This window comes from Simkania negevensis Z, from assembly GCF_000237205.1.
In the GTDB taxonomy this organism is placed as follows: domain Bacteria; phylum Chlamydiota; class Chlamydiia; order Chlamydiales; family Simkaniaceae; genus Simkania; species Simkania negevensis.
In genome coordinates this window covers 2027074-2042886 of the sequence record NC_015713.1, presented here as the reverse complement: position 1 = coordinate 2042886, position 15813 = coordinate 2027074, and the positions used below count along the sequence as shown (strand labels likewise).

At 42.2% G+C, this 15813-nt stretch carries 12 protein-coding genes and 1 tRNA gene; 7 read left to right on the top strand and 6 right to left on the bottom strand.

Features of this window, described 5'->3' with window-relative positions; genetic code table 11:
- The first annotated feature begins 311 nt into the window (after window positions 1-311).
- A complete protein-coding gene (locus tag SNE_RS10035; RefSeq protein WP_013944305.1) occupies window positions 312-2261 on the top strand; it encodes a hypothetical protein in 1950 nt (649 codons plus the stop codon).
- Here the strand turns inward: SNE_RS10035 and clpX are convergent.
- The 4 genes from clpX to SNE_RS10015 all read right to left on the bottom strand — a co-directional run bounded on the left by clpX (window position 2258) and on the right by SNE_RS10015 (window position 5824).
- Window positions 2258-3469: an ATP-dependent Clp protease ATP-binding subunit ClpX gene (gene clpX, locus SNE_RS10030; RefSeq protein WP_041419470.1), complete on the bottom strand. Its 1212-nt coding sequence runs from the start codon at window positions 3467-3469 to the stop codon at window positions 2258-2260. The genes SNE_RS10035 and clpX overlap by 4 nt on opposite strands.
- Before the next feature lie 30 nt (window positions 3470-3499).
- Entirely contained in the window at window positions 3500-4099 is a 600-nt protein-coding gene (locus tag SNE_RS10025) for an ATP-dependent Clp protease proteolytic subunit (protein ID WP_013944303.1), read from the bottom strand.
- A gap of 100 nt (window positions 4100-4199) precedes the next feature.
- Window positions 4200-5708: a trigger factor gene (gene tig, locus SNE_RS10020; protein WP_013944302.1), complete on the bottom strand. Its 1509-nt coding sequence runs from the start codon at window positions 5706-5708 to the stop codon at window positions 4200-4202.
- A 44-nt stretch (window positions 5709-5752) separates the two neighbouring features.
- Window positions 5753-5824: transfer RNA gene (locus SNE_RS10015), tRNA-Gly, on the bottom strand.
- A gap of 182 nt (window positions 5825-6006) precedes the next feature.
- Between SNE_RS10015 and SNE_RS10010 the strand changes: the two genes are divergently transcribed.
- A complete protein-coding gene (locus SNE_RS10010; protein ID WP_013944301.1) occupies window positions 6007-9489 on the top strand; it encodes a DEAD/DEAH box helicase in 3483 nt (1160 codons plus the stop codon).
- 117 nt (window positions 9490-9606) lie between these two features.
- Window positions 9607-10635, top strand: a complete 1029-nt coding sequence (locus SNE_RS10005) for a rod shape-determining protein (RefSeq protein ID WP_041419469.1) — start codon at window positions 9607-9609, stop codon at window positions 10633-10635.
- Window positions 10636-10918: 283 nt separating this feature from the next.
- Here SNE_RS10005 and SNE_RS10000 read toward each other — a convergent pair whose 3' ends face one another.
- Window positions 10919-11650, bottom strand: coding sequence for a hypothetical protein (locus SNE_RS10000; RefSeq protein ID WP_013944299.1), 732 nt, complete (start codon window positions 11648-11650; stop codon window positions 10919-10921).
- A 165-nt stretch (window positions 11651-11815) separates the two neighbouring features.
- Between SNE_RS10000 and SNE_RS09995 the strand changes: the two genes are divergently transcribed.
- The 4 genes from SNE_RS09995 to SNE_RS09980 all read left to right on the top strand — a co-directional run bounded on the left by SNE_RS09995 (window position 11816) and on the right by SNE_RS09980 (window position 14858).
- The gene (locus SNE_RS09995; protein ID WP_041419468.1) at window positions 11816-13609 is read left to right on the top strand and encodes a phosphoenolpyruvate carboxykinase (GTP); all 1794 of its coding nucleotides are present in this window, start codon (window positions 11816-11818) and stop codon (window positions 13607-13609) included.
- 17 nt (window positions 13610-13626) lie between these two features.
- Entirely contained in the window at window positions 13627-14073 is a 447-nt protein-coding gene (dtd, locus tag SNE_RS09990) for a D-aminoacyl-tRNA deacylase (protein ID WP_013944297.1), read from the top strand.
- Window positions 14074-14295: 222 nt separating this feature from the next.
- Window positions 14296-14613 carry a hypothetical protein gene (locus SNE_RS09985; RefSeq protein WP_013944296.1) on the top strand — a complete coding sequence of 106 codons (318 nt, stop codon included), beginning with the start codon at window positions 14296-14298 and terminating at the stop codon, window positions 14611-14613.
- Window positions 14574-14858 carry a hypothetical protein gene (locus SNE_RS09980; protein WP_013944295.1) on the top strand — a complete coding sequence of 95 codons (285 nt, stop codon included), beginning with the start codon at window positions 14574-14576 and terminating at the stop codon, window positions 14856-14858. The genes SNE_RS09985 and SNE_RS09980 overlap by 40 nt, the downstream gene beginning before the upstream one ends.
- On the opposite strand, the gene SNE_RS12950 is transcribed toward SNE_RS09980, so the two are convergent.
- Window positions 14824-15584, bottom strand: a protein-coding gene (locus tag SNE_RS12950; protein WP_408020735.1) for an IS5 family transposase whose coding sequence is annotated in 2 segments (ribosomal slippage) — window positions 14824-15245 and window positions 15245-15584 — 762 coding nt in all. Because the reading frame shifts where the segments join, the coding sequence is not laid out codon by codon here. The two genes, SNE_RS09980 and SNE_RS12950, sit on opposite strands and share 35 nt — an antisense overlap.
- Between the last annotated feature and the right edge of the window lie 229 nt (window positions 15585-15813).

Sequence of the window (15813 nt, the reverse complement as noted above, 5' to 3'; positions counted from 1 at the left end):
TATTTCTCTTTAATCCATATTCGTTATGTTTGGAGAGACCCCATTTCTATTGTTCCTAAAGCCTCTGTTTTTAAACAACTGTCTATAAATTAATTGCATTTAAAATTAAAATAGAAAAAAAATCACAACAAATACTAAGTTGTTTAACCCTAATACTTACTGTAAAAACCTCATTTTCAGTAAGATAAAAAACTTGCAACTATCTCATTATCAAACTATTAATTATTATTTTTTTATCTCAAATCATTGTAATTAAATTATTTGTTTGTTATAATTAATTTAGGATTAAGACTAAGAAGGGAATAATTTCTATGTCATCTACTGCTACTAACTTAGAATCAAGGGTCAACACTCTTCTTTCCTCTGCAACATTTGAAGGCAAGGAAATCAAGAACATGACTGTTGTTGAGGTTGCAGCTCAACGAGTGGATCACATTTCGAAAGGTATTATCGGAAATAGTAGCACGCCTAGGTCTTTGGATGAAAGGGATTTAGAGCAATTAAGCGAAATAGACAGCAAAGAAGAACTCGATACCTTTGTCAAAGGAGTCCTTAGCGAGCTTTCAGACGATAATGCCGTTAGAACTCTAACGGGTAGATACTTAGAAAAGATAGAAGCGAGATTTACGGGCACTATCTCACATGCACCTGATCAACCTGACCATGTGAACGACCATGTCATGCCGAAAGCGGATGTTGTGGAAATCCCAGTCGGAAGTGAGCGTAAGACAGTACACATGCGTAAACAACTTGGTTTGACAGGTCCTTCTGACAAAGTCATAATAAAAGAAAAAGACCAACAGACACGCCTGGATGATAGCTTTAGAGACCTTGCTATGCTGATTCAAACAGATGATGGGATAGATGCTTACATTAGTGGTAAGATAAACACAATTGTCATTCATCGAAAAGACGAAGCATCAGGTCAGGATAGCAAAGTCTATTACGATTTAACTCATGATAGTGAAATTCAGCGCTTACTCAAGGAAAACTCAGGGGTTGTCATTCCAGATGAAGAAATCGCAGCTTTTCGAGAGAAACTTAATAAAATTGGAAAAGAGCTCGACGAAGTCATGCAAGAAATCTCTCCAAGAACAAGCGATACACCAATTGCAAGCTATTCAAGCAATTCGGTAAATAATTTAAACGGCGCAGATCCTTTTGCTCATGTGGGTTCACGTGTTGGAAAAACGTTTATGGATCGAAATTTCTTTGAAAAATCGATCCTTCCACTCTTCAATTCGCATGGATTAACTGAACAGGGAAAATTGAATAAACATGGAATTCGAGCCTACAAAGAAATTGCAGCAGCAATAACGCTTCGTAAACAGGAAGCAAACTTTGTTTCATTAAAGCTAGATGCAGCTCAAAAAAAACTTGATCAAAAAGAAAAAGACACGAGTCTGAATTTATTGGACGTAAACTCTCCTGAATACCAGGAAATAGAAGAGCTTAAAAAGCAAATAAAAGTCCTTTCACAGCGTCAAAGTGAGTTGAGTCAGACATCAGATTTTACTGTAGCATGGATGCTTGTTCAAGTGAATGCACCGGTGGAAGTAACACACACAGACGGTAGAAATGAAAAGATCTCTGTTCGAGAAGCACTCGAGATCCAGGATGACAAGTTTACAGTTAAAGGAACTGGTTTTAAGCCTGGTGGTGAAGAAGTTACTCGATTAACCTTCCGTCAAAAACTAGCAGCAGAAGCAACAAAAGGGTTCAATGCTACAGTGTTAAAGAATTCTCAAGGTACTTTTGAAACAGATCCGAATTCAACAGGTTTTATCTCAAAACGCTTCAGTCAAAAGCAGCTTACGACAAATGAAATGGTAGGTGGATTTGAGATGGGAACTATGTTTTTCTATCCTAGCGTGACAGATGCAGACCCAGATCCGACATTCCGCATTCAAAACCAACTTCGTCATGAGAGATTTGATGTTACGTATTCCCTTAACAAAGATATTCCTGGCGGTGAGTGGGTCAAGCTTGCGAAGCACGTTGTCGATTCAGAGTCTGCGGCAACTCTTGATAGTGCCTTAGAGGCTGGACGTAAGGCGCTAGAAAGTCATTTTGGGACTGAAGTTCTGACTAAAGAGCAACAGAATACTCTATTCGTACATGCAATCAATAGTGCTAAACTTTTCTCTAATCCAGAAGAGAAAACTCCTGAGAATGGGTTAAATATCTTGCGCGACAACTTCATGGTATCTGATAGTCGTTGGTTCGGCAAACGTTGGTGGGACCATGGACGCGGGAATTAACCGGTTTTTTCTTTAGAGTGTTTCATCGTAGGTGGCTTTTCATCATTCACACATCCTTCCTCAATGAGCACATATTTGATCGTTGGGTCAGAAGGAACTTCGTACATTAAATCCATCAATATATTTTCCACAATCATGCGCAAAGCGCGCGCTCCTGTATCTGATTTCTTGGCTTTTGCAGCAATGGCTCTGAGGGCGTCTTCTGTGAACGCGAGTTCCACACCATCTTCTGCAAAGAGGCTAATGTACTGTTGAATCACGGCGCCTTTGGGGCGGACAAGGATTTCAACAAGGTCTTCTAGCATGAGCTCGTTACAGTTGGCTATGCTGTTGAAACGGCCAACGAACTCAGGAATGAGCCCAAACTGAATCAGATCTTCTGTTTCGACTTTGGAGAGGAGGAAATTGGTTTCAGTTGCGTCAAAGGCTTGTTTGTGCGAAGTGTCAAAACCAATGACTCCTTTTCCTAAACGCTTAGCAATGATTTTGTCGAGGTTTACAAAAGCACCACCAACAATGAAGAGGATGTTTTCAGTGTTGACTTTGATATACTCTTGGTTGGGGTGTTTTCTTCCCCCTTTCGGAGGAACGTTTGCAACGGTTCCTTCTACAATTTTTAGCAGGGCTTGTTGCACGCCTTCTCCAGAAACATCTCGTGTGATCGAAACGTTTCCAGTTGTTTTGCGAATTTTATCAATCTCATCGACATAGATGATTCCTTGCTCGGCGCGGGAAATGTCGTAATCGGCATTTTGAACGAGACGGAGTATGATATTTTCAACGTCTTCACCAACATAGCCAGCTTCAGTGAGTGTTGTCGCATCGGCAATGGCAAAGGGGACGTCTAGAATGTCAGCGAGGGTACGAGCAATGAGGGTTTTCCCTGAACCTGTGGGACCAAGAAGAAGGACGTTAGATTTGCTGTATTCCATTTCGGTGCTTTCACGAGAAAGAGAACGAATCCGTTTGTAATGGTTGTAAACGGCAACTGAAATGGTTTTTTTTGCTTTGTCTTGACCGATGATATATTCGTCGAGACGTTCTTTAATCTCTTTTGGTTTGAGAAGTTTCAGTTCGTGTTTGACAGCTTTTTTTTCGACGATATCCATGCAAAGACGGACACACTTGTCGCAAATAAATGCGTTCGGCCCTGAAACGAGCTTTTCGACTGCGTCTTCTGTGCGGCCACAAAAAGAACAAGCCGCCATTTCACTTGAAGATTGTTTTGCCACGTTTACCTACTTTTCTTCCTTCTTTTTAGTTGGCTCAACGACTTTGTCGATCAGCCCATATTTTACTGCATCTTGGGGACCCATATAAAAATCCCGTTCTGAATCTTCGATGATTTTTTCCAAAGGCTGTCCTGTATGCTCGGCAATGATTTTTGCTAGCGCATTTTTCATGTAGAGGATTTCTTGCGCTTGGATGTGAATATCTGCGGAGCTTCCTGTGATACCTCCAATAGGCTGGTGGATCATCATGCGGCTATGAGTCAGGGCGTATCGTTTACCTTTTGTTCCAGCACAAAGGAGAAGGGCTCCAAGAGAAGCTGCTTGACCAATGCAGTAAGTGTTAATGTCAACACCGAGAAAGCGCATTGTGTCATAAATAGCAAGACCTGCTGAAATGATACCACCTGGCGAATTGATGTAGATGCTGATGTCTTTCTTAGGGTCTTCAGCACGAAGGAAAATTAGCTGCGCAACAACGGCATTTGCGACTTGGTCATTAATTTCAGTTCCGATGAAGACGATTCTGTCTTTTAACAGACGTGAATAAATATCCATCGAGCGTTCGCCACGCCCAGTATCTTCGATGACGTAGGGAATGAGAGCCATGATTTTCCTTTCGTTATTTTTCTAATTAATACCTCAAAGGCACTTTTCGCCCTTTTCCATTGAAATTAGGGGATCAGATGTTTTTTAAGGAAGAAAATCTTTAAGATTTATCCGTTTTTTTCTTAGGTGCTGCCTTTTTTTTCGAATCGGCTGTCTTTTTTGGAGCTGCCTTTGCTTCTTTTTTGGGAGCGGCAGTTTTTTTCTTAGGTGCCACCTTTTTTTCTTCCTCTTTCTCAGCCTTTGGTTGTTCTTCTTTTTTGGCTTTAGGGGCAGCTTTTTTCTTTGGCTTTGGCGCTCCGATTTTAGCTTGAGATATCAGGTAATCTTCTGCTTTAACGAGCACAAGTCGAGACATCGCGATGGCACGCTGCTCTTGTGATTGTTCGTGCGCAGTGTAGAGGTCCGATTGATCGCTAAACATCGCTTCGAGAGGTGTATTGACTCCTTTGTGCACTTCGGAAGGAGAAATTTGGATGTTTTGATCTTGGATAATTTTTCTTGCGATGTAGAAAAGGCGTACTGCGCGCTCTCCTTGTCTTTCAACATCTTGGATAGATTCTTTGCGTTCTTCTTCACTCATGCTCATGAGCTTACGTTGGAACTGTGGATCAGAAACAAGTTGCTTGATGCGGTACTGTGTCTCTTTTTGCAAGAGAGATTTTGGGAGATCAAACTTGCAATTTTCAATGAGGTATTCGTTGATTTGCTCGCGATAAGCTTTTTGTACGAGATCGTCTGCTTGTTTGTTAAGAAGTTTTTCTAAATTCTCTCGCATCTCTTTTGCGGTTGCAACACCCACTTTTTTGGCGAGCTCATCATCGATGTCAGGAAGAAGGGCTTTTTCAATGGTGCGTAGAGTAAGGCGTACTTTTTTCGGTGGATTTTCTTCTTTGTGTTCTTCAGGAGCATCTTCGTCTGGAATGCTGACACCTTCTTTAGAATCTCCAATTTTCATTCCTAAAGCGAGATCAAACATCCACTTTGCCATTTTTTCGCGATTCACTTGGAAGCGAGTATTGGTTAAAGCTTTGCGTGGAGGATCTTCTTCAATCACATCGACATCGACGACGACATAATCATCTTTCTTAACTTCACGATCGGAAATCTTTTCCCACTGTGCAAAATAGTGTCTGATTTGATCGATTGTTTCATCTACTTTTTTAGCGTCGATAGTTTCTCGCTCTTCTTTGGCAAGCTCAATTTTTTCGATGTCAATTTCAGGAACTTCGGGTTCTGTTTCAAATGAATAGGTGAGTTCAGCTCCTTCTTCAACAGATTGTTTGTCGACGTTGAATGTGATTTGAGCATCTTGGCTTAAGATGGGGATTTTTGCCGTTTCTTGACATTCACGGAATGTGGTGTCAGCAATCGACTTTTGCCATCTTTCTTTTAAAGCGTCAGGAAATTTTTTCACTATGAGAGCATCTGGAGCTTTCCCTTTGCGGAATCCAGGAAGGGAAACTTCTTTTGCAATGGAGCGGATGGCTTCACGTCGAGCTTTTTGAACGATTTCGGGACTCACTTTCACTTTATATTCTATGATACAGTCGGGCTTGCGCTCCATAGTGAAAGTAACGGTGTCTGATTTAAATTCTTTCTTTTCTTCCATTATCTATRCCTTGATCTCATAAACGGGGACTTATCTTCAAAAAAAGCGGGTGATGAGATTTGAACTCACGACCCTCACGTTGGCAACGTGATGCTCTACCACTGAGCTACACCCGCATAGTCGAAAGTGCTTCAGTATACTTAGTCAGAGTTTTTTTTCAAAGATTTATCACTCTCCTCGAACGTTCAAAAAAAATGTTGAACGTACGGAAAAAAAATCGTTGCAGAGGTTTTGAAAAAGATGTAAAAGGGGGAACACTTTTGTAATGGTCCACTATAAGATGAGGTGAATATAAGGGATGCTGAACTTAAGAAAGCTGAAGCAAGATTTTTCCGCCAACGTGTTGAAGGACGGGAAGCAACTCTACGATACAAATAAGGTTCTTTCTGCAAAAATCTTGCATCTTGATGCAACGACTCTTAGAATCAGTGCTCAAGTCATGGGCCAATACAAAAATGCTTATGAAAGTGAAATTGAGATCGATCGACAAGAGAGTGAAACGATCGATTCGAACTGTGATTGCCCTTACCATTACGACTGCCAACACCTCGCTGCAGTCCTTTATTACTTAGAAGCCTACCTCGATGAGATTCTCGTTAATTACTCGAAAGAAACAGACCTTGATGAATTGACAGAAGAAGGGTTTGATGATGAAGAGAAAGAAAAACTCATGGAGGCTGTTAAGGAGGCCGAGTCAAAAGAAGAGCAGCGGCGTGATGAAGAATATCAAAAAGAAGTTTTAACCGAATATGTCGATGCTGCAGCTGTCTTAGCGAAGTCACCATTTTTCCTTCCTGTTCAAGAAAGAATCATCGAAAAAGCAGAGCTCGCAGTTATTTACAGTGTTCCTAAAAAAGAGCGCGAAGGAGATGTGGAGTTTCAAATTGCTCTCAGACTTCCTGCTCGCTCCAAGCCGCTACATATTCCAAACATTGGCGAATTTTTTGAAGCCATGCGGTACCAAGAAGACATCTTTATTGGTGGAAAAGAATATTTGTTTGTCCTTGAGTCGTTTGCAAATGAGGAACAAGAAATAGCTCGCCTTGTGATGGACCATTTGAAACTTCCTGAAAAAACGGCAAGTGAGAGGGCACAGAAATCTGCATTTCTCAGCTCAAAAATGTTTGGAATGGTTTTGGCAAAAGCGCAAGAAATTGCTTCTGAAATGCTGAAACAAAGAGGGTGGACTTCTGGAGAAGAAGATTTGCCGACCCTTCCTTGTCTTTATGAAGAGAATTTAGAGTCGCCGATCCGATTTTCAAAAGTACCGGCGCACATTAAAATGACACTTGAGTTTATTCATCCTCCCACGACAAAGATCTTGCTGAATCCTACAATTCTTGTAGAAGGGGAGTCAATCATGCTCGAAGATGCGAAATTTTTCGAGTGTGCCAAGCCAGGAATCATTTACAATCACATTTATTACCGATTTGAAGACCAAATCACTCGGCAGCACTTGCGAAGTTTCTTGCCCATTCGAGATATGACAATTCCAGAGCCACTATTTGGAACGTTTGTGGAAAACGCGTTGCCCGAACTCTCCCGATTTGCTGAAGTAGATCATCAAGATGTGATAGAACATTTTACAACCCTTCCATTTGTAGGTAATCTTGAAGCGATTTGCGATATTTCTTTCCTCAATGGAGAGCTGGAAGCCTCTCTTTCCTTCCGCTACGAAGACACGATCGTTCCTGCGTCGTCCAAATCACTTAAGTTTGAGAACATTCATGAGTTTGTCACGCAAGAAGGGGTGATGGCGCGCAATCTTGTAGAAGAACAAAAAATTATCCAAGATCTTTTCCGCGACTTTATCTTTGATCAAGAGCATCAAACGTACATGGCTAAAACCGATAAAAAAATTATCGAGTTTATGACCGATACGATCCCAAGGAACCAACACCGAGTTAAGTTCAATTGCCCTCAAAACTTGCTCGACCAATTCATTTACGATCAAACGAAGTTTAAGTTGGATCTCTCAGATACTAATCGGATGGATACGTACGAAATCAAGCTTGAAGTTAAAGGGGCTCTCAAAGGAGTGAAGCTCGATCGGATTTGGGATTGTATTGTTTCTCGAAGAGCTTACTTAGAGCTTGATAATGGGAGAAAGCAGACTGGAAAAGACAAGTCGAACAAACTCCCTAAAATTCTCGTGCTGGATCTCGATGAAGTAGGGAATGTGGTCCAACTGTTTGATGAACTGGGAATTGAAAAACTCGACAATACGACGATCAAACGGCCTCTTTGGAGCTTAGCAAATATCGACGAGACCAACTTCGAAGGACTCCCCGTTTCTTTTCAAATGACTCCTCGTTTGAGAGAAATCCGCAAGCAGATGCTTGGAGAAAAACACCTAAAGTTTACACCTGTTCCTGCTGGCATCAAAGCCGAGCTTCGTAAATACCAAACAGAAGGGGTTCACTGGCTTGAACGACTCCGTCTCATGTACCTCAATGGAATCTTGGCTGATGATATGGGTCTTGGTAAAACCCTTCAAGCAATTGTCGCTTTGACACAACACCTTAAAGGGGACAAGTTACCTGCACTTGTCGTTTGCCCGACGTCTCTACTTTACAACTGGCAAGAAGAATGTCATAAGTTCAATCCAAAGCTGAAACCCTTGATTATTGACGGGATGCCCAATCAACGGAAAAAGTTGATTGCAACAATTGAAAATTACGATGTGATCATCACTTCTTATAGCCTTCTTCAAAAAGACATCGAGTCTTACAGTCCAATCACTTTCTCTTATATGATCCTCGATGAAGCCCAACATATCAAAAACCGTGGCACACGTAATGCCAAGTCGGTGAAATTGGTTAAGGCGGAGCACCGCTTAATCCTTTCGGGTACTCCAATTGAAAACTCGCTCGATGAGTTGTGGAGTCTATTTGACTTTCTCATGCCAGGGTTTTTGGGCAGTTACGATAGATTTCTTGAAAAATATGTTCGCATTTCTGGAGATGAGCAGGCTAAGAATTTGCAGTACCTTCGGAAAAAAGTATCTCCATTTATCTTACGCCGTATGAAAAGCGATGTTCTCGACGACTTACCACCTGTTTCGGAAAACGTGTATCACACGCAGCTTACCGAGATGCAGCGTGATCTCTACCGCTCTTACGCTGAATCTGCACGCGATGAACTCGTTAAACTTGTAGAACGGGATGGTTTTGACAAAGTCCAAATCCATGTCTTAGCAACTTTAACGCGGCTTAAGCAAATTTGCTGTCACCCTGCAATTTTTGCAAAGGAAAAGGCTGAAGCTGGGGATTCTGCTAAATACGACATGCTTCTTGAACTCTTGCAAACACTGATTGAAGGGAAGCACAAAACAGTTATTTTCTCTCAGTACACGCGCATGCTCCAAATCATGCGCAATGACTTCGAGCAACGGGGCATTCGGTTCCAGTACTTAGATGGATCGAGTAAAAATCGCCTCGAAATCGTCAAAGAATTTAATGAAGATCCCGACATCCCAGTGTTTCTCGTTTCGCTTAAAGCGGGTGGAACCGGTCTGAACCTGGTAGGCGCGGATACGGTCATTCATTACGATATGTGGTGGAACCCAGCGGTTGAGAATCAAGCGACAGACCGAGTCCATCGGATTGGCCAGAAGGAAAATGTGTCAGTTTATAAGCTCGTCACTTTGGGAACAATCGAAGAAAAGATTGTCGAAATGCAGAATCGCAAGAGAGGGATCGTGAAAAAGATCGTCAGTTGTGATGATGAGGCGATTACCAAGCTCACATGGGAAGATGTGCTTGAACTCCTGCAAACATGATAGATTTTTTATCCTCTGTCGGGTAATATGGTCCAATGAATAGGATTTAAGGTAGTTAACATGAAAGTGAGTGCAGCAGGCAAAGGAAGCCTCCTCAAAAAGTTTAAGCAAGGAATCATGGGGAAACTCGGCCGCTTAACCGGGATTTTCTCTAGCGATATCGGAATTGATTTAGGAACTGCGAATACACTCGTTTACGTTCGAGGGAAAGGGATTGTTCTTGCTGAGCCTTCAGTCGTTGCTGTTGATTCTGTCACCAATGAAGTGCTTGCAGTGGGACACAAAGCGAAGGCGATGCTTGGTAAAACACCTCGTAAGATTCACGCCGTGCGTCCGATGAAAGATGGGGTTATTGCTGACTTTGAAATTGCCGAAGGGATGCTCAAAGCGCTCATTTCTCGGGTCACTCCTTCTCGTAGCTTATTCCGTCCCAAAATTTTAATTGCTGTACCTTCAGGAATCACAGGTGTTGAAAAACGAGCTGTTGAAGACTCAGCTTTACGCGCTGGGGCTCAAGAAGTTATTTTGATTGAAGAGCCCATGGCTGCGGCAATTGGAGTTGATCTTCCTGTTCACGAGCCTTCTGCCAACATGATTATCGATGTGGGTGGGGGAACAACTGAAATTGCAATTATTTCCCTTGGCGGGATTGTCGAGTCGCGCTCACTTCGTATTGCTGGAGATGAGTTCGATGAATGCATCATGAATTACATGCGCCGCACGTATAACTTGATGATTGGTCCCCGAACAGCTGAGGAAATCAAGATGACCATCGGCTCTGCGTATCCTCTCGGAGATCATGAGCTCGAGATGGAAGTGCGGGGACGTGACCAAGTTGCCGGTCTTCCAGTCACCAAGCGGATCAACTCGGTTGAAATTCGTGAGTGTTTGGCCGAACCGATTCAACAAATTATTGAGAATACCAAAGGGACACTTGAAAAGTGCCCTCCTGAACTTGCTGCTGATCTCGTCGAGCGAGGTATGGTCCTCGCAGGTGGTGGCGCTTTGATCAAAGGATTGGATAAGGCCTTGATTAAAGAGACAGGGTTGCCTGTTGTTGTGGCGCCGAACCCACTTCTTGCTGTCTGCATGGGAACAGGCAAAGCTCTCGACTACCTTGAAAAGTTCAAAAAAGTAAAGATTTAGAGTGTCCACTACAAAGTGCTTTCACTCATTCTCAGGGATTTTTCTCATTCTTCTCACCCTTCTTGATTTGAAAAGGACCGTTTGATCCTTCCCGAGCCAAAATACCGAGAATTTAAGAGAATTCTCTCCTGATACTAAGCAAAATAAACCCAGAGTTTAGGTTCAGAGAATGCTTTGGAACGCAGCAAACTTACAAAGTTTGTGAAGGGCGTAAAGCGTCGCATATGGAAAAAGATAGCTCTCGTCAGCGGTGGAATGACTTTGTAAACATCCTCTGAGCCCTTTATTGATTTTGTATGTAAGAAAGATCTTTGCGTAAACGTGACGCTCCACAATACTGCTCTCTCAAAATATTCTTTTGAGAAGGATCTAAGAAGTTAATCTTACAGTTTTGTTTTTTGATCGTATCAAGAGAATTTCCCAATAGGCAAATGATGTATTTTGGTAGATTGTCACCTATCTCAACTTTCCAAGTTTGCCAAGCGATATTTGCATACTTTTTGTTTTCTTTTAACGATTGCAAATACCGTTCAAATATTTTTTCCGTTCCTGGAAAGATAGAGTAGACAAAGAACGCAACGTATTCATAATCTGTAAAATCAGTACCGCTTCCTTCTGGAAAGTGGGAGCACTCTTCAATATACCGCTCAAAGCTATATGAAATGGAATTCATTTTTCCATGTCTATTTTCCCGATTATCTAACTGTTTGCCTGTCATCGTATTTGTGAAAGAGTCTTTGATCTTGTTGAAGCGATCCATATCTTGGAGGCTTTGCAAGCCAACTAAATAGGCAAAAACCGGTTGATCTAAGTATTCGTAAGCATAAATCGGTGGGGCATTTTTCCCTTTTGTGAATTGGGAGTAAGCTGTGAGCCAGTCTTTTTTCAGTTCAATGTATTCGTTGACGCTCTCAGATTTAATCGTACATTTTCTTACCAGCAAATAGGAATATTCGTCTCCAGTTAAGGGACCGATTAGGAAGAGTGATAATCCTAGAAGTAACCATTTTCTCATATGAGTCTCTCCGAGATGTTTTTTCTAGAGATAGACAACTTCCTAATGAATTGCAAGAGTTGATTAATAAGGTTTTAAGGGTGTATCATTTATGATAGTTTAGTTTTTTTCCTCTTTAGAGGAATGAAGGGATTAGATATTGGTGAATCAAGGGAGGAATATCTCATGAACGTATCAGAGTGGACAAAGCACAAAGGTGTGCAAAAATGGGTCACGCAGATGATCCAGATGTGTGAGCCTGATGACATCCATTTTTGTGATGGAAGTCAAGAGGAATATGAAGCTGCATGTCAGACGCTTGTCGACAGTGGCACCTTTATTCGGCTCAACCTAGAAAAACGCCCCGGCTCATATTACTGCAGATCTGATCCATCAGATGTCGCTCGTGTTGAAGATCGTACGTTCATTTGCTCGAAAAAAGAAGAAGATGCGGGGCCCACGAATAATTGGGAAGAGCCTAAAAAGATGAAGGCGACCTTGAAGACTCTGTTTACAGGGTGCATGAAAGGACGCAAAATGTATGTGATTCCATTTAGCATGGGGCCGTTTGGATCATCTCTTGCAGAAATTGGGATCCAAGTCACCGACTCTCCTTATGTTGTGGTGAATATGTACATCATGACGCGGATGGGGAAAAAAGCACTTGAAGCATTAGGAGACTCAGGAGAGTTCATTCCTTGTCTACACTCTGTGGGAGTGCCTCTCGAAAAAGGGCAAAAAGATGTCCTTTGGCCATGCCGTGAAGATGCGAAGTACATCGTTCATTTTCCTGAGGAGCGGGCAATCTGGTCATTTGGAAGTGGTTACGGAGGAAATGCCCTTCTTGGGAAAAAGTGTTTTGCTTTGCGCATTGCCTCGGTAAAGGCTCGAGATGAGAACTGGATGTCTGAGCACATGCTCATTGTGGGGGTCACTAATCCTGAGGGGAAAAAACGGTATTTTGTTGCAGCGTTTCCGAGTGCGTGTGGAAAAACAAACTTGGCGATGCTTAAGTCAGAGCTTCCTGGGTGGAAGGTCGAATGTGTGGGAGACGACATTGCTTGGATGCGCCTAGGAAAAGATGGACGACTCTATGCTATCAACCCAGAATATGGGTTTTTTGGTGTGGCCCCTGGGACGTCGTTTCAGTCTAATCCAAACGCGATGGCCTCTATTGCAAAAAACACGATCTTTACGAATGTTGCTTTAACAGATGATGGGGATGTTTGGTGGGAAGGGATGACCGATGAGGCTCCTGCTCACTTGACTGATTGGAAAGGAAACTCCTGGACTCCCGATTCAAAAGTAAAAGCAGCGCATCCGAATTCTCGTTTTACAGCGCCAGCTCGACAATGCCCGGTGATGGACCCCGTTTTTGACGATCCCAAAGGGGTGCCTATTTCAGGAATCATTTTTGGAGGGCGCCGGGGTAGCGTAGTTCCTCTTGTAACTGAGAGTTTATCTTGGGACCACGGAACTTTTTTTGGGACGGCTCTTTCATCAGAGATGACAGCAGCAGCGGCAGGAACTGTTGGGAAGCTAAGACACGACCCGTTTGCGATGCTTCCTTTTTGTGGATACAACATGGGTGATTACTTTGGCCATTGGCTCGAGATGGGTCAATTGATCAAACCTGAATACCGTCCTAAAATTTTCCAAGTGAATTGGTTTTTAAAGTCTAAAGAAGGGAAGTTCCTTTGGCCTGGGTTTGGAGAAAACATGCGTGTTTTAAAATGGATGTTTGAGCGGTGTGAAGGGCTCGACAACGCTGAGAAAACACCTGTCGGCTACCTTCCTAAGAAAGGGGCGATTGACTTTTCAGGTTTAGATTTAGAAGATGAAGACAAGTTGTTTGAAATCGATCACGAGGCTTGGGAAAGCGAGGTCGAAGGATTGCGTGAATATTATACCATGTTTGGTTCTCGCTTGCCACGAGGAATCACTGACGAATTAAATGCCCTTGAAAAGCGATTAGGATAACTGTATCCTTTTGGCTCATGAGAGCACTCATTCAACGCGTTAAATCAGCATCTGTGACAGTTGACGGAAGCGTCATCGGTCAAATCGAGCAGGGCTTGCTCGTCTTATTTGGCATGCAGAAAGAAGATCATGCTGGACTGCTCCCATGGTTTGTAGAAAAGCTGGTCCACTTACGCATTTTTAAAGATGATGCGGGAAAAATGAACCGCTCTATTCAAGACGTTGATGGAGGAATTCTTGTTGTCTCGCAATTCACCCTTTATGGAGATTGCCGAACAGGCCGTCGGCCTTCTTTTATTCAGACACTTTCTCCTGATCAAGCTAAGCCCCTCTATGACCAGTTTGTGGTAGAGCTCCGGAAAAAAATGGGCGATGCAAAAGTGCAAACAGGGGAGTTTGGAGCTGAAATGCAAGTCGAGCTCATCAATGATGGCCCCGTTACATTTCTCCTTGAGCAGACGTAATTTGCCAACCTTAAGTGGCCTCATATTTCTAATATTGGGTTATTTAAGATAGACGAATTCCGAAAGCGTTTGCGTTGCTCAATACCAACTTTTAAAGTAGTTTGAGTATAACATATAAAATAAAAAATAAATTTATATAGATCTTTAAAAAAATTGACTTCTTTTTGATTTTTTATAAATTATAATCTATCCTCCTAGGCGTTGTTTATTTTGGAGGAAAAAATGACAGGGTTATCCATTACAGTTGCTAACATTCGAAGCCAAATTCCTGGTTTTGTTGACATTTTAGATTCAGATGGTGGCGTAGCAGACGTTACTTTAAAAGGATTAGAACCTCATCTAGAAAAAATGGTGAGCCCTGATGGAATGAATTGTGTCATCGATGGCCGTCCAACGAAGTACATATTGGATGGAATTACGATGATGCAAATCGAATCAATGGTTTGTTTGCTAGCATCTATCAAGATAATCCTAATGGAGTTTCTCTTCGAGCCTTCAAAATGGTTGCAAGAGATGAAGGTTGTGAAAAACTTTTTGTAACTCAGCAAGGGATTACCCATACCATTCAAAATAATGAAGACGAAGAAAGTAAAAAGCGTTTTAAAATATCTTTTTGGTCTGTGAATGATCTCTTTGATAAAGGGATCGTGACTCCTCATGAAGGAGAGGCGACTTTCAATACAAAGTGGATTGATCAAGAAAAAGTCAGGGATTTTTACAAAAAAAATCAGGAAATTTTAGATAGTGTCGTCAAAATAAACCTCCCCAAAGAGCAATACATCTAATTTGCACTGCAGCCATAAATGAGGCTGCATTTTTTGCATATCTTGTAGCAATTCCCCTCCAACGTTTTAGGTGTAGGAGTGTGTTTTCCACCAAGTGTCGAAGTTTATAGAGATCTTTGTCGAAGGGCCAAGGCTCTCGTCGGTTCGATTTTGGTGGAATCACAGGGTTTATACCCTGATGATTAAGTTGTAAAAGGATTGCATCGCTCTCGTATGCTTTATCTGCGAGAAGATGTTCTGCAGAAATACCTTCAATCAAGAAGCTAGCCTGTGTGCTATCATGTTTGGCACCTTCTGTAATAACAATTCTGACTGGCATACCATGCGCATCCACGGCCAAATGCAATTTTGTGTTGAGCCCCCTTTTGTCCGACTCATCTCCTGATTGCCTCCTCTTGCTCCTGCAGCGTGTGGGTGAACCTTAATATGACTCGCATCTATTATGAGCCATTCATAGTCGGGGTCGTCTATCAGACTTTCTAGCAATTTTTCCCAAACCCCTTGATTCCTCCACCGGCAGAATCTTCGATGTGTATTTTTCCAGTTACCATAGTCCGGAGGTAGATCTCTCCAGGGTGCCCCTGTACGCAATATCCAAAATACAGCATTAATGAACGTACGATTATCTTTCGCTGGTGCGCCTACAGATCCTCTTCTCCCAGGGAGTTTTTGTACAAGCTGTTCCCAGAGTGCATCTGATATGTCATGACGTCGATGTGTTTCCATTTTCTTCCTCTTGTTGGATGTTTTTTCCTACAAAAGTACCATATTAAAATAATTTGACGACACTATCTAGACAATTTACTCCAAAATTCATTCTCACCATCATCTTCTTCCGCCTCCTCTTCTAGCTCAAATGACTCAATATCTTCGACTAGGACAGATAGGGGAAAATACCTTTTTCTTGGTGGAGCGCTTCTTCTTGTATTGGCTATAGCTTTATAACCTGAACTCT